The organism is Humidesulfovibrio mexicanus (assembly GCF_900188225.1).
Taxonomy (GTDB): Bacteria; Desulfobacterota; Desulfovibrionia; order Desulfovibrionales; family Desulfovibrionaceae; genus Humidesulfovibrio; species Humidesulfovibrio mexicanus.
This window is the reverse complement of record NZ_FZOC01000004.1, coordinates 181,237-203,083: the sequence shown is the minus strand read 5'-3', so window position 1 is coordinate 203,083 and position 21,847 is coordinate 181,237. Positions and strand designations below refer to the sequence as shown.

Here is a 21,847-nt window from a genome sequence, read left to right as displayed (position 1 = left end):
CACGGGGGCTCCGCCGCGCTTTTCCCCACCGCGCAAGGCGCGCACGCAGGAGCAGGGTGATGCTGTCGAAATTCTTTCTGGACCGTCCGGTCTTCGCCTGGGTCATCGCCATCATCATCATGACCCTGGGCGTGCTGGCCATCTACAAGATGCCCATCGCCCAATATCCGCCCATCGCCCCGCCCTCCATCGCCATCGACGCATACTACCCCGGCGCATCGGCCGAGACGGTGGAAAACACCGTGACGCAGATCATCGAGCAGAAGATGACCGGCCTGGACAACATGCTCTACCTCACGGGCACCAGCTCCTCCTCCGGCCAGGGACGCATCGAGATGACCTTCGCCGCGGGCACCGATCCGGACATGGCCTGGTCCAAGGTGCAGAACAAGCTGCAGCTGGCCATGGCCAGCCTGCCCGACGAGGTGCAGCGCTCCGGCGTGAAGGTGAGCAAATCCACCCGAAACTATCTCATCGTTGTGGGCCTCATCTCCGAGGACGGCAGCATGAGCGGCGAGGACCTGCGGGACTACGCCCAGTCGAACCTGGAGAAGATCCTCTCCCGCGTGCCGGGCGTGGGCGAGGTGGAGAGCTTCGGCAGCCAGTACGCCATGCGCGTATGGGTGAACCCGGACCATTTGAACAGCTTCGGCCTGACCATGGCGGACGTGATCTCCGCGCTGGGCGCGTACAACGTGGAGGTTTCCGCCGGGCAGTTGGGCGGCGCGCCCGCGCTTCCCGGCCAGCGCATGAACGCCTCCATCATCGTGCAGCACCTGCTCGAGACCCCGGAGGAGTTCGCCAACATCCCCATCCGCTCCAACCCGGACGGCTCGGTGGTGCGCATCAAGGACATCGGCCGGACCGAGCTCGGCACCGAGCGGTACGATGTCATCGCGGGCTATAACGGCGTGCCCGCCGCTGCCTTGGCCATCCGGCAGGCCGCGGGGGCCAACGCCCTGGAGACCGCCGACGCCATCAAGGCCAAGCTGAAGGAGATGAGCCGCTACTTCCCCAAGGGCGTAAAGGTCATCTACCCCTATGACACCACCCCCTTCACCAGGGTCGCCATTGATGAGGTGGTCTCCACCCTGGTGGAGGCCGTGGTGCTGGTGTTCGTCATCATGTACCTGTTCATGGGCAACATCCGCGCCACCATCATCCCCACCATCGCCGTGCCGGTGGTCTTGCTGGGCACCTTCGCCGTGCTCAGCTATTTCGGGTTCTCCATCAACATGCTCACCATGTTCGCCATGGTGCTGGCCATCGGCCTACTGGTGGACGACGCCATCGTTGTGGTGGAGAACGTGGAGCGCATCATGGCCGAGGAGGGGCTTTCCCCCCGCGAGGCCACGGCAAAGTCCATGGACGAGATCACCAGCGCCCTGGTGGGCATCGGCCTTGTGCTCTCCGCCGTGTTCGGCCCCATGGCCTTCTTCGAGGGCTCCACGGGCGTCTTGTACCGCCAGTTTTCGGTGACGGTGATCACCGCCATGCTGCTCTCCGTGGCCGTGGCCCTGATCCTCACCCCGGTGCTGTGCGCCACCTTCCTCAAACCCGTGCCCAAGGGACACCAGCCCTCGGACAGCGCCATCGCCTTCATGCGGCCGTTCTTCCGCCGCTTCGACTCCCTGTTCCTGCGCATCCGCACGGCCTACGTGGGCGTGGTGGGCTTTTCCCTGTCCCGGCGTTCGCTGTTCCTGGCGGCCTACGCCGCGCTGCTGGTCGTGGTTGCGGCCTTGTTCCTGCGTATGCCCACTTCCTATATCCCGGACGAGGACCAGGGCATCCTCATGGTGCAGGCCATGCTGCCCTCCGGCTCCACCCTGGAGCAGACCACGGAGGTCATGACCCGCGTGCGCGAGCACTTTCTCACAAAGGAGAAGGACGCCGTGGATTCCGTGCTGGCACTTGCGGGCACGGGCACGGGCGGCCAGGGCCAGAACATGGGCCTGGCCTTTGTGCGGCTCAAGGACTGGCACTCGCGCAAGCGGGCGGACTTGCGCGTCAAGCCCATCGCGGGACGGGCCATGCGGGCGTTCTCGCAGATCAAGGGCGCGCAGGTGTTCGCCTTTCCGCCGCCTCCGGTCATCGAACTGGGCATGGCCACGGGTTTCGATTTCCAGCTTCTGGACATGGGCGGACTGGGGCACGATGCGCTTATGGCCGCACGGAACCAGTTGCTGGGCATGGCCATGGGCGACAAGCGCCTGACGCGCGTGCGGCCCAACGGCATGGACGACGTGCCGCAATACCGTCTGGACGTGGATTGGAACCGCGCCGGGGCCATGGGCATTCCCATGGAGGGGATCCACACCTCGCTTTCCGCGGCTTTCGGCAGCGCCTACGTGAACAACTTCATCCAGAGCGGCCGCGTGAAAAAGGTGTACGTGCAGGCCGACACCCCGTTCCGGATGCTGCCCCAGGACCTGGAGCGGCTGTTCGTGCGCAACAGCCAGGACAAGATGGTGCCCCTGAGCGCCTTCGCCAACGGGCGTTGGGAGGCGGGGTCGCCCAAGCTGGAGCGCTTCAACGCCTTCGCCTCCATCAACATCTGGGGCGAGCCCGCGCCAGGCCATAGCACCGGCGAGGCCATGGCCATCATGGAGGAGCTGGCGAACAAGCTGCCCCAGGGCATCGGCTTCGACTGGTCCGGCCTGTCCTACCAGGAGCGCATGTCCACCAAGCAGGGGCCGGTGCTCTATGCCTTCTCCATCTTCGTCATCTTCCTGTGCGTGGCCGCCCTGTATGAAAGCTGGACCATCCCCTTCGTGAATCTGCTCATGCTGCCGCTGGGCGTCTTGGGGGCGATTCTGGCCACGTGGCTGCGCGGCCTGCCCAACGACGTGTATTTTCAGATCGGCTTTTTGACCACCCTGGGACTGTCCACCAAGAACACCATTCTCATCGTGCAGTTCGTCAAGGAGCGGCTGCGCCACGGCGACGGGCTGGAGCAGGCCACCCTGGGCGCGGTCAAGACCCGGTTCCGCCCGGTCATCATGACCTCCCTGGCCTTCTTCTTCGGCGTGCTGCCCCTGGCCATAGCCACCGGGGCGGGCGCCGGGGCCATGAACGCCATCGGCACGGCGGTGTGCGGCGGAATGCTCTCGGCCACCTTCATCGACCTGGTCTTCATTCCGCTCTTCTTTGTGGCGGTCTCGCGCCTGTTCGGCAAGCGCAAGGCGGCCGACCCCGCCACCCCGCCGGACGAGCCGGGCGGGACAGGCGCCGTCCAGGCCTAGCCCGCACCGGGCCCACGCAGCCAGAACGTCAAGGGCTCCCTGCCGCGCATGGCGGCAGGGAGCCCTTTTGCGTCGCCGGGCCCTGCTACAGCTTGGCGATGTACTCGCCCAGGGCCTTGAATTGTTCGTCGCTCAGGCGCGAGGCCAGGTTTTCCATGGTGGCCTTCTTGGCCCCGCCGAAGGTTTTGGCCTTGTATCCTTCCATGGCCTTGACCACGGCCTGGGCCGACTGGCCCTTGAGGGGCTTGCTCATGGTCGCCTTGGCGCCGTCCGCCCCGTGGCAGCTTTGGCATTTCGCGGTGTAGAGCGCCTTGCCGTCCTCTGCCGCAAGGGCGGTGGAGAGGGCGAAGGCCAGCAGCAGGGTCATGGAAAGGGCAAGAGTCTTCATGGCGTCCTCCGGGTTATGGGTTGCGGGGGGGACACTGCCTTGGGGGCTATGCTGCGAGTTTTTTCGCGATTTCCGCCAGGTGCCGGGCCTGGAAGCGCACGCCGTCCAGTTCGCGCGCGCTTGGCGTCCGCGAGCCGTCGCTTCCGGCGATGGTGCTGGCGCCGTAGGGCGAGCCGCCCACGACCTCGTCCACGCCAGTCTGTCCGGCGAAGGAGTAGGGCAGGCCCACCACCACCATGCCGTGGTGCATAAGCGTGGGAATGAAGGTGAGGATGGTGGACTCCTGCCCGCCGTGCTGGGTGGCGCTGGAGGTGAACACCCCGGCCGCCTTGCCGATGAGCGCGCCCTTGGCCCACAGGCCGCCTGTGGAGTCCAGGAACTGGCGCATCTGCCCGGTCATGTTGCCGAAGCGCGTGGGCGTGCCGAAGAGCAGGGCATCTGCGGCGGCCAGGGCCTCCGGCGTGGCCAGGGGGATGTCCGACTGGGCCTTGGCGGCATCAAGCGCGCCCATTTTGGCAAGCACCTCCTCGGGCAGGGTCTCGGGCACGCGCAGGAGCGAGGCCGTTACCCCCGGAACCTGCGCCGCCGCCTCGGCCGCCGCGCGGGCCATGGTCAGGACATGTCCATACATGGAGTAGTAGACGATGGCGATATTCATGGGGTGCCTCCAGCTTTGTTGGTAGTGATAATTTTTACTAATCGTATTCGTCCCCATTGTAAAGGGGAGCGACATCGTCCGGGCGGCCGGACTCGCCTCCATCTTTCAGCCGATAGGCCCGTTCACGGAAGAGCATGAGACAGGCGTCCGCAGCCTGTTCATCGTACAGCCTGCCCCGGTTCTTTTCGATTTCGTTCAGGGCGGCGGCGATGCCCAGGCTCGGCCGATAGGGGCGGTGGGAGCACATGGCGTCCACCACGTCGGCCACGGCCAGAATGCGCGCGCCCTTGACGATGAAGCGGCCGTCCAGGCCCTGGGGATAGCCAGAGCCGTCCATGCGCTCGTGGTGCTGTCGGATGATGACCGCCACGGGCCAGTCCTCGTCCAGGTGCTTGAGGATGTCGTAGCCCACCTCCGGGTGCATCTGGATGACGGAGAGCTCCTCCTGGCGCAGAATGCCCGGCCGGTTCAGGAAGTCCGCGGGCACGTAGACCTTGCCGATGTCGTGCAGGAGCCCGGCGATGCGCAGGGTTTCGAGCTCCGCGCCGGTGAGGCCCATTTCGCGGCCCATGGCCAGGCTGAGGGCGGTGACGCGCTGCTGGTGCCCGGCCAGGTACGGATCGCGGGCCTCCACAAGGGTGGAGAAGCCGCGCACGATGCCCTCCAGCAGCACCTTGCAGCGCTTGAGGGCGAAGAGTTCCCGCTGGTCGCGCAGCAGGTGCGCGTGTTCGCGGGCGGCGTCTATGGATTGGCGCAGGAGCTCCGGCGGGCAGGGCTTGGTGAGGAAGCGGTACACCGAGCCCTTGTTGGCGGCGTCGATCGCGGTCTGCAGGTCGGCGTGGCCCGTGAGCAGGATGCGCACGGTGTCCGGGTTTGCGCGCGCCACGCGCGAGAGCAGTTCGATGCCGTCCATGCCGGGCATCTTGAAGTCGGCCACGATGACGGTGAACGGTCCGCACACGGCCAGCGCGCCCAACGCCTCCTGGCCATCTTCGGCGGTGAACAGCTCGTATTCGGCCCCCAGCACGCGTCGCAGGGAATCCAGCAAGTTCCGGTCGTCGTCCACCAGGAGCACCCGGTCGCGGCCGTTGGCATCGCCGGGACAGTGCTGCTGCGTCATGGTCTGCTCCTTCTAGCCCAGGGGCTCTATGACCGCCACAGGCTGATTGATCTTGATGCTGCGGGAGTTGTCCAGCAGGAACTCGATGACGGTATCGTTGAACTCCCGTCCCTTGGCCATGAGCAGGATGGTTTCCGCTCCGCGCTGGCCGTGGAGGTCCTCGGCCAGAATCATGCCCGGGGCCAGGGCGTGCAGGTGGACCTTCTTGAGGGTGTAGCGCGCGTGTTCGCGGATGACCTCGGCCAGGGCGGCCACCACGGCGGGGTCGTATACGCCTTTGCGGCGGTCCAGCTTGGTGATGGCGTCGGTCTTCTGCATCCCGTTGGCCAGCAGGATGTCAAAGTCCACCACGGCTTTCAAGATCCGCGCGCCAAGGGGAATCCGCTCTCCTTTCACCTCGTCCTTGGGCCCGCCGCCGCCTTCGAAGTGCTTTTCCTGGTAGGCCACTATGGCCGCAACCCCGTCCATGCGCGGAATCTTGCCCACAAGCCGTGCGCCAAAGGCCGGGTGCCCCAGGAATTGCGCCAGCTCGGCATCGTCCAGGGGGCGGCCCTTTTCCACCTTGTTGATGAGCGAGTCCGGCAGGGTGATGAAGCCCACCACCGAGAGCATGGCCGCGGTCTCGGTCTCCCAGGGGCGGGGATCGTCGAGTCGGCGGCTGACCCCCCGCAAGTACGGCAGAATGCGCGACACCCGGCCGAACACATCCGGCTTGACCAGGGAGATGAGGTCGCAGAGCACGGACACGCTGCCCGTGAGGGTCTTTTCGAGCAGTTCGCGCTCGGCGGTCACCAGGTCGAAGTGGCGAAAGGCGTCGTCCAGCACGCGCTCCATGGTCTCCGGCGGGCAGGGCTTGGTGAGCAGGCGGAAGATGTTGCCTTCGTTCACGGCCTGGATGGCGATCTCCAGGTCGGCGTGGCCGGTGAGCAGCACGCGCACCGTGTCCGGGCTGCCGTGGCGGATGACGCGCAGCATGTCCACCCCGTTCATGCCGGGCATGTTGTAGTCGCTGATGACCACGGCGAAGGGCCCCTGCCGGGCCGCGGCCTCTATGCCCGCCTTGGCCCCCTCGGCGCAGGCGAGCTCGGCCTTTTTGCGCAGCTGGCGGCGGAAGCTCTCCAGCAGGTTTACGTCGTCGTCCACCAGCAGCACTTTGCGGTTCATGGCTCCTCCGACCCTAGGTCCACGCTGAGCACCGCCTGCCGCCACGCCGCGTAGCGTTCCGGGCCGCCTATGGCGTCCAGGCGCTCGGGCGAGGGCTCGGCCTTGGCGTAATGTTCGTTGAAGATGAAGATTTCATGGTCCAGCAGGTTGGCGAAGTGGACGATGTTCTCCACCCCGATGCCCGGCTGCGCGCTTTGGGGGTGGTGGTGGCGGGCCACGGCCTGCACCACGGGGTCTGGCAACCCCCATAGGCCCAGCAGGTACGCCCCCACCTCGGCGTGGGTGAGGCCGAGGAGTTCGTGCTCCACCTCGGCCACGCGGCGGTTTTGCGCGCGCACCTCGGTCTGCACGCGCTCGCATTCCTCGGGGCAGTGGGCCTCCATCAGCAGCTTGCCCACATCGTGCAGCAGGGCGGCGATGTAGGCGTGGTCGGAGTCTTCCTTGACCAGGCTCTCGTGCCGGGCGATGGCCCGGGCCATGGCCCCGGTGCGCATACTGTGCCCCCAGAGCATGGGCAGGGAGAAGCTTACCCGGCCGATGTTCTCGAAGCTGGAGAAGACGTGCAGCGACAGGATGACCGAGCGCACCACGTTGATGCCCAGCACGATGACCGCCTGCTGCGGCGCGGCGATGTGCCGCGGCAGCCCGAAGTAGGCGGAGTTCACGAGCTTGAGGATGTTGGCGCTCATGCCCACGTCGCGGGCCACTATGTCGCCGATGAGCTTGGGCGAGGGCTCGCCCTTGGCCAGCTCCGCCGTGATGCGGTTGTAGACCTCCGGCAGCACGGGCAGGTGCTCCACCCGGGCGATCTTGTCCAGAATGGTCTTGTTGGGCACCAGGTCGCGCGCGCCCATGGCCTGTTCCAGGGCCGTCACCAGCTGTTTTTCGTCGCAAGGTTTGCTGATGTACTGGTGCGTGGGCGCAATGCTTTGGCCGACCATCTCCTGGTCGGAGTAGCCGGAGAGCGCGAAGCGGATGACATCGGGGTGCTCGCGCATCACCTGGCGCAGGAACTGCGGGCCATCCATGCCCGGCATCCGCATGTCGGAAACCACTGCGTCCACATGGGCCTTGGCGAGCATGTCCAGCGCCTCCTGGCCGGAATTGGCGAAGAGCATGTCCCATTTCTCGCGCATGGGGCGCAACATGCGCCGCAAGCCCATGAGCACGTTGGGTTCATCGTCGACGAAAAGAATGGTGCGTTTCATCGTGCGTCACCCGCTTGCCTGGGCCAGGGGCAGGCGCACCACAAAGGTGGTTCCCTCCCCGGGCCGTGTCTCGAAAAACAGCTGGCCCTTGTGCTTTTCCACCACAATGCTGCGGGAGATGGTGAGCCCCTGGCCCGTGCCGCGGCCCACCTCCTTGGTGGTGAAGAAGGGGTCGAAAATCTTGCGCTGCACCTCCGGCGGAATGCCGGTGCCGGTGTCGCCAACACGGATTTCGGCCCAGGGCGGGGCCAGCCGAGTGGACAGGGTAATGCGCCCCTGCCGCTCGGGGTCGGCCTTCTTGGCGTCGGCTATGGCGTGGGCGGCGTTGATGATGAGGTTGAGCACCACTTGGTTGATCTCTCCGATCATGCACACCACATACGGCAGGGCCGGGTCCAGGTCCAGCGCAAGCTCGGCCACGTATTTCCACTCGTTGCGCGACACCGTGGCCGTGCTCTGCATGGATTCGTTGAGATCCGCCGGGGCCATGGCGGACGCGCCGGGGTGGGCGAACTGCTTCACCGAGCGCACGATGGTGTTGATGCGCTCCACCCCCTCAAGCGTTTGGGCGATGGCGCCGGGCACCTCTTCGGCCAGGTAGTCCACGTCGCGCTCGGCCATGATCCGCTCCAGGGCCTTGATGTCCTCCAGCTTCGGGCATTCCTTCTTGGCTTTGGAGGCCAGGGCCCGCGCGCTTTCGACCACGGCGAGCAGGTCCAGGAAGGCGCCCTTGATGAACTGGACGTTGTTGCCCACGTATTGGGCCGGGGTGTTGATCTCGTGGGCGATGCCCGCGGCCAGCTGGCCGATGGCTTCCAGCTTCTGGGAGTGCAAAAGCTGGCTCTCCAGGTTCTTGCGCTCGGTGGTGTCGGTGACCACGGCGAAGAATCCGGCCTCCCGGCCGTCCTCGTCGGCGTAGGCCGTGGGCGAAACCAGGGTGTAGATGTGCCTGCCGTCGGCGTGCTCCCAGATGATCTCCTCCTGCTTGTCCCGTCCGGCGGCCATGGCGAACATGGTCATCAGCCGCCGCCGGTCCTGCGGGGCGGCGAAGTCGGCCAGGGGCTTGCCCACCAGGTCGACGCGCTTGCGGCCCAGCATGGCGCAGAAGCTGTCGTTGGCGTAGGTCGCCATCCCGCTGCGCCGGGCCATGACAAGCCCCTCGTGCATGGATTCCACCAGGGTGCGGTAGCGGGCCTCGTTGCGGCGCAGCCTGGCCTCGGCGCGCACCCGGTCGGAGATGTCGGTGATCATGCCGATGGAGCCCGCGTATGCGCCGTTCGGCCCGCGCAGGGGCGAGGCGTTGATCATCGTCCAGACGCGGCGGCCGTCCTTATGGCGGAAGCGCAGTTCGTACTGGTCGGACAGGCCCTGCCTGCGGCGCTTGAGCTTCTGCTCCAGCAGCCGGGCGTCTGCCGGGTCCAGAATCTCCGCCAGCGGGCTTCGGACGAGTTCCATCGCCGACCGGCCGAAGAGGTCCGCGGCTCTGGGGTTGGCATAGGTGACGATTTCGCCCGCATCGATCATGATCACGGCTTCCTGGGCGGTCTCCACGATGATGCGGAAGCGTTCCTCGCTCTCCTTGAGCTTCATGATGGCGCGCATCTGTTCGGTGATGTCGCGGTGGGACACCACCGCCCCGGAGGTTCCCCTGGCCAGGGGCGAGGCCTGGAGCACGAACCAGCGCAGTTCGCCGCGCCAGCGGCCGGGATATTCCATGCGGAAGGTCGGGGCGCGGCGGGTCAGCACCGCCGCGATGCCCTCCAGGGCCTGGGTGGCGTGGGGATTGTCGGCCGCGGCGCGGCAGGCCTCCAGGTAGTTGCCGCCAAGGCCCAGGCGCTTGCCGTCCCCGCCCAGGGGGGTGCTCTCCGGGCCGGTGACGGCCCAGGCTTTGTTGACCATGGTGAGCCGCCCCTTCTTGTCCAGCACGCAGAGATTGGCGGGCAGGGCGTCGAGGATGGCGCGGGACAGGCTCTCGCTGCGGCGCAGGGCCGCATCGGCGCGCTGTCGCTCTATGGCGATGGCGAAAAGCAGCGCGGCCTGCTCCAGCTCCCGCCGCCCGGCCAGTCTGGAGCCTTCTGCGGGGCTGGCATCGGCCACCACCAGCAGGCCCAGCAGCCTGCCATCCGCCACCATGGGCACGGCGGCTGCGCAGGCCATGCCCGCCGCCTCAAGCAGGCTCTTTTCCCTGGCCGCAGCCGGGGGCATGTGCCCGGTGTCGCGGATGACCGCCGTCTCCAGCGCGGCGATGCGTTCCCAGAGCCAGGGAGCCCTGCTTCGGTTCAGGCGGCGCAGGGGTTCGGGCAGCGGCTCCAGGCCGTGGCCGCGCCACTGGTAGGCCAGGCGCAACGCGCGCCCGGACGGTTCCAGCAGGAACACCCCGGCTCGGGCCATGTCCAGGTGGCGGCACAGGTCGTTCAGCGACTCCTCCACGGCTCGGGCCATGCCCGCTTCGCCGGAGTTGATGAGCCTGCCGGAAATGGCCGAGACCAGGGCCTCGGCCTCAAGCCTGCGCTCAATTTCCCGCTGGTCGCGCAGGCGCTCGGCAATGTTGCGGCCCGTGGTGATGAGGGCCGGACTGCCCTGGAATTCCTGGGCCTGGCAGAGCAGTTCCACAGGGATGGCGAAGCCGTCGCGCCGTATGAGGGTGGCCTGAAAAAGCTCCGGTTCGCCCCGCAGGGCGTTTTGAAAGCGCGCGGCCGCGTTTTGGCGCTCACCTTCGGCCAGGCTGTCCAAAAGGTTCAGGTCGGGCAGTCCGCATTCCGGCAGGTTGAGCCAGATGTTCGCGCTGCGGTTGGCGTCAAGCACATGGCCATTCTCGTCATGAATGAAGATGGCGTCTGCCGCGCCGTCGAAGAATTCCCTGAACTGCCGCTCGGAACAGCGCAGCAGCCGGGTGGAGATGCGGGTCTCCAGCACGTGTTCCAACTGCCGGGCCACGGCGGCCAGCATGGGCGCATCGTCCGGGTGGAAGGTGTGCTCCGCGTGCGTGGAGCACAGGCGGACATGTCCGCGCGCCTGCCCAAGCACGGTGAGCGGTTCCTCCAAAAACGCCGGGCACGGGTCGCCATTGTCGCCGCCGCCCAGGTACGCTGCGCCGTTGAACAGGATGCGGGCATGAAGGCCCTGGGCGAGGTCCCAGCATTCGGGCAGCGCGTCGGCCACGCTTTGAAGCAACTCGGGCTTGGAGGCTGTTTCGCGATTCAGCGCCTGCGACAGGCGGTTCAGGGCGATGGTTTCGCGCAGGCGGCCGCGCAGATCCTCCAAATCGGCCGCTCCGTCCCCGGCGGCAACGGCCATGCTCATGGTCGTGGCAAGTCCGCCGAAGAAGCGTTCGATGAAGCGGACGGCCTGGCGTTGGGAGCCGGGCGGAAGCGCATTGTCGTCGACGAGATCGAGACAGCCCTCGCGGAGCGCGCCCAGCAGGCCCAGCAGCGTCTCCATATCTCCACCGCGTTTTTTGTGGCGGGCGGCGTGCTCAAGGGCGAAGCTTTCGGATTCGAGGTCGAGACCGGGCCGCCAACGATCGGGGGCTTTGCCGGACTGCTCTGCCGCCTCCCGAATCAGCGCGGCCATGCAGCCCCGCGCCACCAGGGCCAACGCGTCCTGGTCCGGCGTCGCGCCGCCTTTGTCGCGTCCCTGTTCGCGCGCGTGCGCGGCAAGGCCGGCGAGCACCGTCTCCCCGCCTTGGCGCAACAGTTGAACGAACTCTCGCATGTGCGCTCCCCGGACGTTTGGTAGTTTGGCCTTGCGGCACGGAAACACGCATATGCAACCTTGCACATTTTCGTCCATGGGGCAACCACGCGTCAGAAAAAGGCGATGTGCCACCGGTTGCGGCGTTGTGGCCCAGTTCCCCTCTTGACATCATCGACATATAGCAATATTGCAATGTCACAAAGAGACGGAGGCCGCATGGAACAATTTGTACGGGTGATGAAGGCCTTGTCCGATCCGGGCAGGGTGGCGGTGCTGAAGCTTCTGGGCGCGCGGGAGCTGTGCGCCTGCGAGATCATGCGCGCCCTTGGCCTGGCGCAGCCCACGGTGTCGCGGCACATGAAGGTGCTGGCCGATGCCGGACTTGTGGACGCCCGCAAGGTGGGTTCCTGGGTCCATTATCGCGTGGTCTCCGGGGCTTCCAATCCGTACGCCGGGGCCATGCTGGCCCAGCTTTCCGGCTGGCTGGAGAACGACCCCGCGGTGGCGCGGCTGCGCGCGGCGCTGGCCAAGGAATCCGCCTGTGGCGGCACGCCCTGCGCGAGAGAAAAGGAGCTGCGCCCATGACGCCGGATGCGATGCGCAAGACGCGCGTTCTTTTCGTGTGCGGGCAGAACTCCGCGCGCAGCCAGATGGCCGAGGCCCTGCTGGATCATTTGGCCGGGGACCGCTTTGAGGCCCACAGCGCCGGGCTTGAGCCCGCGCCCGTGAATCCGCTGGCCGTGGCCGTCATGGCCGAGCGCGGCATCGACATTTCGGCCAAGCGCTCCAAGCTGGTGGGGGAGGCCGTGGCCGAACTGGCCGCGCGCGGCGAGACCTTTGACGCGGTGATCACCGTGTGCAGCAAGGCCGCGGGGCGCTGCCCCTTTGTGCCGGGCGTGGCCGTAACCGAACGCTGGAGTTTTGACGATCCCGGCGCCATGGACGGTCCGGAGGCGGAACGGCTGGCCAGGACGCGCGCCGTGCGCGACGACATTGAGGCCGCCATACGGGCCTGGGTTTCCGGGAGGGGATGATGAAGGAATTGAAGCCACTGGACATGGCCCCATGCGGCTGCAAAGCGGACCCTGCGCGCGCTGATCGCGAGCAGGCCCGCAAGGCCCGCGAAGCGGAGCGCCAGCGCCGCGTGGCCGAGGCCCTTGCCCCGCCCGCCACGCTGCCGGGCAAGTTGGGTCTGCTTGCCGCCGCGCTCATCATTTGGTGGAATGTATATGGAATGCTGGCAAGCGCCGCCCGCTTCCTCACGGAAGGGCTGCTTGGGCTGGACCCTGCGAGCCACCTGGGCGCAAGCGTGGAGTTTTTCTTCTACGACACGCCCAAGGTGCTCATGCTGCTGGCGCTGGTGGTCTTTGGCGTGGGCATTCTGCGCAGCTTCTTCACCCCGGAGCGCACGCGGCGCATCCTGGCGGGCAGAAGCGAGGCCGTGGGCAACGTCATGGCTGCCCTGCTCGGCATCGTCACGCCCTTCTGCTCCTGCTCGGCCGTGCCGCTGTTCATCGGCTTTCTGGGGGCGGGGGTGCCGCTGGGCGTCACCTTCTCCTTCCTTGTGGCCGCGCCCATGGTCAACGAGGTCGCCGTGGTGCTGCTGTACGGGTTGCTGGGCTGGAAGGTGGCGGCCCTGTACATGGGCACCGGCCTGGTTGTGGCCATTGTTTCCGGCTTCGTCATCGGCAGGCTGGGCATGGAGCGGCACCTGGAGGACTGGGTGACCAAGGTGCGCGTGGACACCGGCGCGGACGGCGCCCCGGAGCTCACCTGGGCCGCGCGCCTGGACGCGGGCGCGCGCGCCGTGCGCGACATCGTGGGCCGCGTGTGGCCTTGGGTGGTGGGCGGCATCGCGGTGGGCGCGGGCATCCACGGCTATGTGCCCGAGGGCGCGCTGGCCGCCATCATGGGCCGTGAAGCCTGGTGGAGCGTGCCCGCTGCCGTATTGCTGGGCATTCCCATGTATTCCAACGCCGCGGGCATGATTCCCGTGGTCCAGGCCTTGCTCGGCAAGGGCGCGGCCCTGGGCACGGTGCTGGCCTTCATGATGGCCGTCATCGCCTTGTCCCTGCCGGAGATGGTCATCTTGCGCAAGGTGCTCAGGCCCAGGCTCATCGCGGTGTTCGCCGGAGTGGTGGGCGCAGGCATTTTGCTGGTGGGCTTCCTGTTCAACGCGATCCTCTAGGAGTCTGGCGTGCGGTTGGAAATTGTGTGGCAGCGCCTGACTGTCGGCGGCGGCACCTGCGAGCGTTGCGGCGACACGGGCAGGTCCGTGCGCGAGGCCGCCGCCGAACTGGATCGGCAGCTGGCCCCGCGCGGCATCGCCGTGCGGCTGGAGGAGAAGGCCGTGGCGCCCTTTGCCGTGGCCGAAAGCAACCGCGTGTTCCTGAACGGCCGCGCCCTGGAGGACATCCTTGGGGCCGAGGTGCTTATGAACGGTTGCCCCTCCTGCGGCGAGCTGCTTGGCGCGGCGACGGACTGCCGCGCCCTGCGCCTGGAGGGCCGCGTGTACGAGGCTCTGCCTGCGGAGTTCATCGTGCGCGCCGGGCTGGCCGAGGCGGAACGCATTTTGGCCGGGCGATAAGCGCCTGCGCCGACACTGGAATTCCCCCGCCCTGCGCGGGGCGCAACGGAGAGACACGGCATGGTCAAGAAGGCGCGGACGTTCAGCAAGGGCGAGTTCATCGGCGGCATTGTGGCCGCGCTGGCCGTGGGCTTTTTCATCGGCAGCATGGCCATGGGGCTGCGCCATGCGGGCCAGCCGCAGGCGCAGCAGGCCGCCGCGCAGGCTCCTGTCGCGCAGGCCCCGGCGGCGCAGTCCCCGGCGGCGGACGGGCATGACCACGCCGAGGAGCTGGCGCGCATCGGCGAACTGGAGGTGGCGCTGGCCTCCCGCCCTGGAGACCAGCAGGCCTGGATCGAGCTGGGCAATCTGTACTTTGACACCCATCAGGCCAAAAATTCCATCCGCGCCTACGAGAAGGCCATCGCCCTTGGGTCGGTAAGCGCCAACGTCTGGACCGACCTGGGCATCATGCACCGCGAGGCGGGCGAGCCCAAACTGGCGGTGGAGACCTTCGACGCGGCCCTCAAGCTGGATCCCGTGCATCAGAACGCCCTCTACAACAAGGGCGTGGTGCTGCTGCACGACCTGGGCGACCGGGTCGGCGCGCTGGACGCCTGGGAGCGGCTCGTCGCGGCCAACCCCCAGGCGCGCAATCCGGAGGGCATGAGTATGCGCGGCATTGTGGACGGACTCAAAAAGAGCTGATTGCCCAAGAAACAGGAGGGATTCATGGAGATCAAAGTGCTGGGGCCGGGCTGCCCAAAGTGTCACGAGACGGAAAAACTGGTGCGCGAGGCCGTGGCCGAGGCCGGGGTTCAGGCCAGCGTGGTCAAGGTCTCGGACTTCCAGGAGATGGCCATGCTCGGAGTGTTCGCCACTCCGGCCGTGGTGGTGGAGGGCGAGGTGAAATGCTCGGGCAGGGTGCCGGCGAAAACGGAAGTGCTTGGGTGGCTTGGGAAGTAGCACCCGCTTCATGACATGTTGGGAGCAGGACGAATGTTGGCCCGCTCCTGTTTGTGTCTGGACCACATACAACTGTGCGCCCCCTCGCGACCGCACGGAAACGGCACGGGGTGACCACTTGCAAAGGAGGCAGGCAGTGCAGCCTACAGGTGAGAACTCTTGGCGTAAATTCATCCCCTCGGGCATTTTGCTCATGGGTATCATCGCCGCCGCGGCCGTGACATTCGCCACCGATTCCGGCGGAGGCGGTGGCCTCCCCAGCGTGACAGCGGGAAGCGGATTGGCTTTGGCGTGCATCGGCCTTGTCGCCGGGGTTTTGGGCGGCATCATCGGAACCGGCGGGTGCAGCGTCATGCTGCCGGCCATCCACTTTTGGATGGGCTACCCAGCCCCCGTGGCGGTGGGGACGACCCTTTTCGCTGTCATCTTCACCGCCATTTCCGGCGGGTATGCGCACCTTGTGCGCAAGAATTTGGACGTTCGGGCCACCCTTTGGCTTGGCGTGTCCGGCATCCTTGGCGTTTTGGTCGGTTCCTGGCTGTTCACCCTGTTGACCAGCCATGTCGCCTTGCTCGGGCTTATTCTCGGCCTGGCCTTCTTGTGGCCCGCGCTCCGCATGAGCCGGGAAGGCCTGGGCCTGGGCGCGATGCCCAAAAAGGAAGGCGATGCCATCCCCGAGCACCGGGCCGGCATGGCCGTTTTCGGGACAATCATTGGCCTTTTGACGGGCATTGTGGGCCTGGGCGGCGGGTATGCGCTGGTGCCGGGACTCATCTATCTCTTTGGCGCGCCCGTGTATGTCACCATGGGCACCTCCCTGGCGACCATGATTCCCTTGGCCATTGTGGGAGGCGGAATCAAACTGGCCCAGGGCTATGTGGCCATGGGCGCAGGCCTGGTGCTTGCCGCGGGCACCATCGTGGGCGCCCAGATTGGCGCTGCGGTGATCAAGAAGTTTAAGCCCCAAACGCTGAAGCTTATTTTTGGCCTGTATTTCCTGTATGTTTCCGCAAAGTTCATTACCAGCTATTTTGGCGTCATGATTTGGTAGCAGTGCGTTGTGCGTTTTGCTGCAAGCAGTTCAGGTGAAAGGCGGAAAATGTCCCGCACCGGTCGCCGGACTACGCCGTGGCGCAAACACGCAGCGCGCGATTGCCTTGGGGCTTCGCAACTTGTAACCCGGCAGGAGAAATTGTGAAGAAAGCGCTTTTGGGAGTTGTCGCCAGCCTTCTTGTCGCCACAGCGGCCCTTGCCGCATCCACTTTGCCCAAGCCAACGCCGACTGTTCCGGTCAAGGGCATGGTGACCGTGGTGGACCTGGGGGCCAAGACCTGCATCCCCTGCCGGATGATGGCCCCCATCCTTGTGGATTTGGAAAAGGAGTACCGGGGCCGCGCCGCCGTGGTGTTCATCGACGTGACCCAGGATCGGGACGCCGCGGAGCGCTTCGGCATCCGGGCCATTCCCACCCAGGTGTTCTTTGACAAAAACGGGCGCCAGGTGGCGCGCCACGAGGGCTTCATGGACAAGAAGAGCCTGTCCGACCGCTTGAACCGCCTGCTGGCGAAATAGCGGGGAGCGCCCATGTTCGACGAGTTCCTGCTGGCGGTGAACGCCTGGATGACTGGCGGCTCTGCGGCCGCCTACGCCGGGGCCTTCCTGTGGGGGCTGGTGAGCGTGCTCTTCAGCCCCTGCCACCTGGCCAGCATTCCGCTGATGGTGGGCTACGTGGCCGGGCAGGGCAGGCTGGTGCAGGGCCGCGAGGCCGTGCGCTACGCCCTGGCCTTCACCTCCGGGCTTTTCGCCAGCATCGCTCTGGTGGGCGCGGCCTGCGCGCTGCTCGGCCGGATGCTCGGCGACATCGGCCCCTACTGGACCATCGGCGTAGGGCTGGTGCTGGTGTACGTGGCTCTCGACATGCTTGGCCTGGCCGCCTGCCGGATGCCCGGTTCCCTCATGTCGCGGTTGACGCTGCGCGGGCTTCCGGGCGCGCTCGTCATGGGCTTGGCCTACGGGCTTTTGTCGGGCTCCTGCACTTTCGGGTTTTTGGCCCCGCTGCTGGCGGTCATAACCGTGCAGGAGCAGGTGCTGACCGGCCTGGGCCTGGTGCTGACCTTCGCCCTGGGGCACTGCCTGCCCATCGTCGTGGCGGGCAGCTCGGCCGCGCTGGCCCGGCGCATGATGGAGGGCTTCTCCGGCGGCGGAACGCTGGTGCGCCGCGCCGCGGGGACACTGGTGGGGCTGCTGGGGCTGTACTTCATCGCCCGGCCGTTTCTTGAAACCTGAAGGAGACCGCCATGCCCGAGTCCGTCACGAGAAAGCTGTCCTTTCTTGACCGCTGGCTGACCTTGTGGATCTTCGCGGCCATGTTCGCGGGCATCGCTTTGGGCGCGCTGGCCCCGGGCTTGAAGCAGACCCTGGGCGCCATGCAGAGCGGCACCACCAACCTGCCCATCGCCGCAGGGCTCATCCTCATGATGTACCCGCCCCTGGCCAAGGTGCGCTACGAGCTCATGGGCCAGGTGTTCAAGAACCTGCGCGTGCTGGCGCTTTCCCTGGCGCAGAACTGGGTCATCGGCCCGGTCTTGATGTTCGGCCTGGCCGTGGCCTTTCTTTCCGGCGAGCACGCCTACATGACCGGGCTCATCCTCATCGGCCTGGCACGCTGCATCGCCATGGTCATTGTGTGGAACGACCTGGCCGGCGGCGACCGCGAGTATTGCGCCGGGCTGGTGGCCTTCAACTCCGTGTTCCAGGTGCTGTTTTTCCCCTTGTACGCCTGGCTGTTCCTCGCCGTGCTGCCGGGCTGGCTGGGGCTTGAGGGCGCGGCGGTCGACATCTCCATGGGTCAGATCGCCGAAAGCGTGTTCATCTACCTGGGCATTCCCTTTCTGGCCGGGCTGGCCACCCGCGTCGTCGGGCTTGGGCTCAAGGGCCGGGAGTGGTACGATGCGGAGTTCGCCCCGCGCATCGGCCCCATCACCCTGGTGGCGCTGCTGTTCACCATCCTGGTCATGTTCTCCCTCAAGGGCGAGGTGATGCTGGCCCTGCCCCTGGACGTGCTGCGCGTGGCCCTGCCCCTGCTCATCTATTTTCTGGTCATGTTCCTGGCGTCCTTCTGGCTCTCCTGGAAGGCCAGGGCCACCTACGCCCAGAGCGCCACCTTAAGCTTCACCGCGGCCTCCAACAACTTCGAGCTGGCCATCGCCGTGGCCGTGGCCGTGTTCGGCCTGGATTCGGGCCAGGCCTTCGCCGCGGTCATCGGGCCGCTGGTGGAGGTGCCGGTGCTCATCGGCCTGGTGCATGTGGCCCTGTGGCTCAAGCGTCGTTGGTTCCCAAATGATCCAGGCAGCCTGTCCCAGGTGTGCCGCGTGGACTGCCAGCAGTAAGGAGCGGTTTTTCTCGCATGAGCGATTTTCCTGAGACCTTGTTCATAGAGACCACGACCCGCTGCAATCTTTCCTGCGCCATGTGCGCTCGCTGCCAGCCCGGCTGGGAAGGTGGCTTTGGCGACCTGGATTTCGGCCTGTTTGAGCGGCTGGGCGAGCCCCTGCGCCACGCCCGCGCCGTGGTGCTGAACGGCATGGGCGAGCCCCTGCTGCACCCGGACCTGCCGCGCATGGTGCGCTTCGTCAAACAGCGCCAGCCCGAGGGCGGCTGGTGCGGCCTGCAGACCAACGGCCTGCCGCTTGATGGCGGCCTGGCGCGCGATCTGGCCGAGGCCGGGCTGGACGTGGCCTGCGTGTCCCATGATGGCGAGGTGGACCTTGGCCACGGGCCGGGGCGGCCGGGCGGTTTGGGCGATCCGCTGGAGCGTGCCGCCGCATTGCTGCGCCATGCCTCGCGCGAGACAGGGCGGCCCATGCGCATCGGCGTAGAGACCGTGCTCATGCGGGGCAATGTCGGCTCCCTGCCTGCCCTGGTGGAACGCGCCGCATCCTTGGGCCTGGACTTCCTGTTGGCCTCGCACCTGCTGCCCATGGACGCGGATTCCGAGGCGGAGGCGCTCTTTCTTCCCGTGAGCGCCGCGTCCCTTGCGCTTTTTTCCCGGCATCAAGCCGATGCCCAGGCGCAGGGCCTGGACCTTGGCGCGGTGCCGCGCGGGGCGGCGATGTTTCCCCGCAGTCCGGCCGACCAGGCCTTTCTGGACGTGTTTTTGCGGATGCGCGACGAGGCGCGTGAGCAGGGCGTCTGGCTCAACGTGGTGCGCCTGGCCGCCGTGGACCAGGGCGAGCGCGCCCGGCTGGCCGACATCTTCGGCGAGGCGCGGAACCGGGCCAGGGCCCTTGGACTGGAGCTGCGCCTGCCGCCCCTGACCGCGCCGGACAGGCCGCAAGACCGCCGTTGCCCATTCATGGAGCGCTGTGCGGCCTTCATCGACTGGCGTGGCCGCGTGTCGCCCTGCCATTTTTTGTGGCACGGCCACCAGTGCCGGGTTCTTGGCGACAGGAAGCGTGTCGATGCGCGACATTTCGGCGACATTTCCGCAACGCCGCTTGAGGAGCTCTGGCGCGACCCGGAATTCGTGCTATTCCGGGACACGGTGCGCCGGGCCGAGTATCCCGCCTGCGGCGATTGCGGCGCAGCCCTGTGCAGCGACGTGTCCGGGGTGTCCGGGCCGTTCGAGCGCGATTGCCTGGGCCTGGAGGTCCCCTGCGGACACTGCCCCTGGTCCGTGGGGCAGCTGGCCTGCCTGGGCAGCTAGGCGCCGCGACATACATCGGTCGGAGGAATCCCATGGACAAGCTCAAGGTTCTTTTCGTGTGTTCCCGGAACGCGGGCCGCAGCCAGATGGCCGAGGCCTTCCTGCGCCGCTTCGCGGGCGACGCCTTCGAGGTGGAGAGCGCCGGGCTCGACCCCGCGCCGGAGGTGCTCCCCCTGGTGCGGCAGGTCATGGCCGAGGAAGGTCTCGACCTTTCGGGCAAGAAGCCGCAAAGCGTCTTCGACCTGTTCCGCCAGGGCAGGCTCTACGACTACGTCATCGCTGTGTGCGATACGGCTACGGCCGAGTCCTGCCCGGTGTTCCCCGGCGTCACGCAACGCTGGCGCTGGCCGTTCCCGGACCCTGAAGCCGTCGCCGGAACGCCGGAGGAGCGCCTGGCCAAGGTGCGCGCCATTCGCGACATGGTCCGCGAGAAGGTGGAGCGGCCTTTCAGCGAACAGACCGAGGCCTAGGCGGGCGGCGTCTTCGTCGGACCGTGTCCGCGCCTGCGTGGTGACAGTCCGGCGCGCATGGGCTATCATGCCTTCCGATGAACGCCGAATCCCGACACATCGCCCGGCGCGCGGCCACTGTGGCCGGGGCCACGCTGGCCTCCCGCGTGCTGGGCTTCGTGCGCGACCTCATCACGGCCTTCGCGCTGGGCGCTGGGCTCTTCGCCGATGCCTTCTTCGTGGCCTTCCGCATTCCCAACCTGCTGCGCAGCCTGTTCGCCGAGGGCTCGCTGACCATGGCCTTCATCCCCACCTTCTCCCGCGTGCGGGCGGAGGAGGGCGAGGCCCGCGCCCAGGAGATGGCCCGTTCGGTGCTGGCCTGGCTCCTGGCCATCTTGTCCGTCATCACCCTTTTGGCCATGCTTTTCGCCCCGCAGGTCACGGCGGCCATCGCGCCGGGCTTCGCCCGCGACCCGGAGCTGCTTGGCGCCACGGCGGATTTGCTGCGCATCTGCTTCCCGTTCATCGTGTTCATCTCGGCCGTGGGGCTGTGCATGGGCATCCTGAACGCCATGGACCACTTCTTCGCCCCGGCCTTCGCTCCCTGCCTGCTGAACGTGGGCTTCATCCTTTCGGCCCTTGTCGGCTGGGCCATGGGCTGGAACGTGGCCTACGCGCTGGCCTGGGGCGTGCTGGCCTCCGGCCTGGCGGAGTGGCTGTTCCAGCAGCCCTACCTGGGACGGCTGGGCTTTTCCTGGCGCGGGCCCTGGCGCTGGCGCGATCCCGCGGTCATGCGCATGGGACGGCTCATGCTGCCTTCGATTCTGGGCTCGGCCGTGTACCAGATCAACCTGCTTTTGGGCACGCTTTTGGCCTCGTTCCTGCCCGTGGGCAGCATTTCGTACCTGTACTACGCGGACCGGCTCGTGCAGTTTCCGGTGGGAGTCTTTGGCCTTGCGGTCAGCACGGCCGCGTTGCCCAGCCTTTCGCGCCTGGCCGCTTCCGGGAAGATGGACGAGTTCCAGGAGGTCATCCGCTCCAGCATGAGGCTGTCCCTGTTCATCAGCCTGCCCGCCATGGCCGGATTGATCGCCTTGGCCGCGCCGCTCATCGGACTGCTTTTCGGGCGCGGGGCCTTCGGGCCGGAGGCGGTGAGCGCCACGGCGACCGCCCTGGTGGCCTACTGCGTGGGACTGCCCGCCATCGCCCTGGTGCGGCCGCTGGTGGGGGCGTTTTACGCTTTGGAGAACACGCGCCTGCCCGTGGCCGTGGCGGCCCTGTGCGTGGCGGTGAACATCGGCCTGGGCTTCGCGCTCATGGGGGTCATGGCCCACGCCGGGCTCGCCCTGGCCGTGTCCGTGGCGTCCTACGTCAACGTGGGGCTGCTGGCCTGGAGGCTCAAGCACAGGCTTGGGCAGTGGCCCATGGCGCTCTCGCCCACGCTCAAGTGCGCGGCGGCCAGCCTGCTCATGGGGCTGGGCGCCTGGGCCACCGCGGACACGCGGTATGTGTGGGCGCTGCTTATTCCGGCCTGGGCCGTGGCCTATTTCGTGCTGGCCAGGTTCCTGGGGCTTTCCGAGGCGCGGCAGCTGCACGAGGCCCTGGCCAGGCGAATGGGGTTGCGGCGGACGCAATGATCGCGCAGACGCGGCGCGGGGCTTGTCAGGGCCGCCCCGGAAGGCTAA

The 21,847-nt window shown here is 67.1% G+C and carries 20 protein-coding genes; 14 read left to right on the top strand and 6 right to left on the bottom strand.

From position 1 onward, the window contains the following. Positions 1-59 precede the first annotated feature (59 nt). On the top strand, positions 60-3,242 hold the full coding sequence (locus tag CHB73_RS09880; RefSeq protein WP_089274404.1) for an efflux RND transporter permease subunit: 3,183 nt from the start codon (positions 60-62) through the stop codon (positions 3,240-3,242). Positions 3,243-3,327: 85 nt separating this feature from the next. Here the strand turns inward: CHB73_RS09880 and CHB73_RS09875 are convergent, their stop codons facing one another. Genes CHB73_RS09875 through CHB73_RS09850 form a run of 6 tightly spaced genes read right to left on the bottom strand, consistent with a single transcriptional unit; the run spans position 3,328 to position 11,494 of the window. Further along, on the bottom strand, positions 3,328-3,630 hold the full coding sequence (locus CHB73_RS09875) for a c-type cytochrome (protein ID WP_089274403.1): 303 nt from the start codon (positions 3,628-3,630) through the stop codon (positions 3,328-3,330). Positions 3,631-3,676: 46 nt separating this feature from the next. After that, positions 3,677-4,288, bottom strand: a complete 612-nt coding sequence (gene wrbA, locus CHB73_RS09870; RefSeq protein WP_089274402.1) for an NAD(P)H:quinone oxidoreductase — start codon at positions 4,286-4,288, stop codon at positions 3,677-3,679. A 37-nt stretch (positions 4,289-4,325) separates the two neighbouring features. Continuing rightward, complete coding sequence (locus CHB73_RS09865) at positions 4,326-5,408, bottom strand: HD domain-containing phosphohydrolase (protein ID WP_089274401.1); 1,083 nt, start codon at positions 5,406-5,408, stop codon at positions 4,326-4,328. Positions 5,409-5,420: 12 nt separating this feature from the next. Continuing rightward, positions 5,421-6,572 carry an HD domain-containing phosphohydrolase gene (locus CHB73_RS09860; protein WP_089274400.1) on the bottom strand — a complete coding sequence of 384 codons (1,152 nt, stop codon included), beginning with the start codon at positions 6,570-6,572 and terminating at the stop codon, positions 5,421-5,423. Continuing rightward, a complete protein-coding gene (locus CHB73_RS09855) occupies positions 6,569-7,780 on the bottom strand; it encodes a response regulator (RefSeq protein ID WP_089274399.1) in 1,212 nt (403 codons plus the stop codon). The genes CHB73_RS09860 and CHB73_RS09855 overlap by 4 nt, the downstream gene beginning before the upstream one ends. A gap of 6 nt (positions 7,781-7,786) precedes the next feature. After that, the gene (locus CHB73_RS09850; RefSeq protein ID WP_089274398.1) at positions 7,787-11,494 is read right to left on the bottom strand and encodes a PAS domain S-box protein; all 3,708 of its coding nucleotides are present in this window, start codon (positions 11,492-11,494) and stop codon (positions 7,787-7,789) included. A gap of 198 nt (positions 11,495-11,692) precedes the next feature. Here CHB73_RS09850 and CHB73_RS09845 point away from each other — a divergent pair, with 198 nt between their 5' ends. From CHB73_RS09845 to murJ, 13 genes are all read left to right on the top strand, one after another. Continuing rightward, entirely contained in the window at positions 11,693-12,061 is a 369-nt protein-coding gene (locus CHB73_RS09845; protein ID WP_089274397.1) for an ArsR/SmtB family transcription factor, read from the top strand. Beyond that, positions 12,058-12,510 carry an arsenate reductase ArsC gene (locus CHB73_RS09840; protein WP_235641580.1) on the top strand — a complete coding sequence of 151 codons (453 nt, stop codon included), beginning with the start codon at positions 12,058-12,060 and terminating at the stop codon, positions 12,508-12,510. The genes CHB73_RS09845 and CHB73_RS09840 overlap by 4 nt, the downstream gene beginning before the upstream one ends. Before the next feature lie 200 nt (positions 12,511-12,710). Further along, on the top strand, positions 12,711-13,664 hold the full coding sequence (locus tag CHB73_RS09835) for a permease (RefSeq protein ID WP_235641586.1): 954 nt from the start codon (positions 12,711-12,713) through the stop codon (positions 13,662-13,664). A 9-nt stretch (positions 13,665-13,673) separates the two neighbouring features. After that, positions 13,674-14,063, top strand: a complete 390-nt coding sequence (locus CHB73_RS09830; protein WP_089274396.1) for a DUF2703 domain-containing protein — start codon at positions 13,674-13,676, stop codon at positions 14,061-14,063. Positions 14,064-14,123: 60 nt separating this feature from the next. Continuing rightward, positions 14,124-14,750 carry a tetratricopeptide repeat protein gene (locus tag CHB73_RS09825; protein WP_089274395.1) on the top strand — a complete coding sequence of 209 codons (627 nt, stop codon included), beginning with the start codon at positions 14,124-14,126 and terminating at the stop codon, positions 14,748-14,750. Between the two features lie 24 nt (positions 14,751-14,774). Next, a complete protein-coding gene (locus CHB73_RS09820) occupies positions 14,775-15,008 on the top strand; it encodes a thioredoxin family protein (protein ID WP_089274394.1) in 234 nt (77 codons plus the stop codon). Positions 15,009-15,144: 136 nt separating this feature from the next. Beyond that, the gene (locus tag CHB73_RS09815) at positions 15,145-16,059 is read left to right on the top strand and encodes a sulfite exporter TauE/SafE family protein (protein WP_218819388.1); all 915 of its coding nucleotides are present in this window, start codon (positions 15,145-15,147) and stop codon (positions 16,057-16,059) included. Positions 16,060-16,202: 143 nt separating this feature from the next. After that, positions 16,203-16,580: a thioredoxin family protein gene (locus tag CHB73_RS09810; RefSeq protein WP_235641579.1), complete on the top strand. Its 378-nt coding sequence runs from the start codon at positions 16,203-16,205 to the stop codon at positions 16,578-16,580. Positions 16,581-16,592: 12 nt separating this feature from the next. Beyond that, positions 16,593-17,294, top strand: coding sequence for a cytochrome c biogenesis CcdA family protein (locus CHB73_RS09805; protein ID WP_089274393.1), 702 nt, complete (start codon positions 16,593-16,595; stop codon positions 17,292-17,294). Positions 17,295-17,305: 11 nt separating this feature from the next. Then, positions 17,306-18,397 (top strand): ACR3 family arsenite efflux transporter, encoded by a 1,092-nt coding sequence (gene arsB / locus CHB73_RS09800; protein ID WP_089274392.1) that lies wholly within the window; start codon positions 17,306-17,308, stop codon positions 18,395-18,397. 17 nt (positions 18,398-18,414) lie between these two features. After that, the gene (locus CHB73_RS09795) at positions 18,415-19,713 is read left to right on the top strand and encodes a radical SAM/SPASM family putative metalloenzyme maturase (RefSeq protein WP_089274391.1); all 1,299 of its coding nucleotides are present in this window, start codon (positions 18,415-18,417) and stop codon (positions 19,711-19,713) included. 32 nt (positions 19,714-19,745) lie between these two features. Next, positions 19,746-20,183, top strand: coding sequence for an arsenate reductase ArsC (locus CHB73_RS09790; protein WP_089274390.1), 438 nt, complete (start codon positions 19,746-19,748; stop codon positions 20,181-20,183). A 77-nt stretch (positions 20,184-20,260) separates the two neighbouring features. After that, the gene (gene murJ, locus CHB73_RS09785) at positions 20,261-21,799 is read left to right on the top strand and encodes a murein biosynthesis integral membrane protein MurJ (RefSeq protein ID WP_089274389.1); all 1,539 of its coding nucleotides are present in this window, start codon (positions 20,261-20,263) and stop codon (positions 21,797-21,799) included. Positions 21,800-21,847 lie beyond the last annotated feature (48 nt).

Bases quoted from the DNA above. Each gene is read 5' to 3' on its own strand.
- CHB73_RS09880 (WP_089274404.1), top strand. From the start codon at position 60: ATGCTGTCGAAATTCTTTCTGGACCGTCCGGTCTTCGCCTGGGTCATC.
- CHB73_RS09875 (WP_089274403.1), bottom strand. From the start codon at position 3,630: ATGAAGACTCTTGCCCTTTCCATGACCCTGCTGCTGGCCTTCGCCCTC.
- wrbA (WP_089274402.1), bottom strand. From the start codon at position 4,288: ATGAATATCGCCATCGTCTACTACTCCATGTATGGACATGTCCTGACC.
- CHB73_RS09865 (WP_089274401.1), bottom strand. From the start codon at position 5,408: ATGACGCAGCAGCACTGTCCCGGCGATGCCAACGGCCGCGACCGGGTG.
- CHB73_RS09860 (WP_089274400.1), bottom strand. From the start codon at position 6,572: ATGAACCGCAAAGTGCTGCTGGTGGACGACGACGTAAACCTGCTGGAG.
- CHB73_RS09855 (WP_089274399.1), bottom strand. From the start codon at position 7,780: ATGAAACGCACCATTCTTTTCGTCGACGATGAACCCAACGTGCTCATG.
- CHB73_RS09850 (WP_089274398.1), bottom strand. From the start codon at position 11,494: ATGCGAGAGTTCGTTCAACTGTTGCGCCAAGGCGGGGAGACGGTGCTC.
- CHB73_RS09845 (WP_089274397.1), top strand. From the start codon at position 11,693: ATGGAACAATTTGTACGGGTGATGAAGGCCTTGTCCGATCCGGGCAGG.
- CHB73_RS09840 (WP_235641580.1), top strand. From the start codon at position 12,058: ATGACGCCGGATGCGATGCGCAAGACGCGCGTTCTTTTCGTGTGCGGG.
- CHB73_RS09835 (WP_235641586.1), top strand. From the start codon at position 12,711: ATGCTGGCAAGCGCCGCCCGCTTCCTCACGGAAGGGCTGCTTGGGCTG.
- CHB73_RS09825 (WP_089274395.1), top strand. From the start codon at position 14,124: ATGGTCAAGAAGGCGCGGACGTTCAGCAAGGGCGAGTTCATCGGCGGC.
- CHB73_RS09820 (WP_089274394.1), top strand. From the start codon at position 14,775: ATGGAGATCAAAGTGCTGGGGCCGGGCTGCCCAAAGTGTCACGAGACG.
- CHB73_RS09805 (WP_089274393.1), top strand. From the start codon at position 16,593: ATGTTCGACGAGTTCCTGCTGGCGGTGAACGCCTGGATGACTGGCGGC.
- arsB (WP_089274392.1), top strand. From the start codon at position 17,306: ATGCCCGAGTCCGTCACGAGAAAGCTGTCCTTTCTTGACCGCTGGCTG.
- CHB73_RS09795 (WP_089274391.1), top strand. From the start codon at position 18,415: ATGAGCGATTTTCCTGAGACCTTGTTCATAGAGACCACGACCCGCTGC.
- CHB73_RS09790 (WP_089274390.1), top strand. From the start codon at position 19,746: ATGGACAAGCTCAAGGTTCTTTTCGTGTGTTCCCGGAACGCGGGCCGC.
- murJ (WP_089274389.1), top strand. From the start codon at position 20,261: ATGAACGCCGAATCCCGACACATCGCCCGGCGCGCGGCCACTGTGGCC.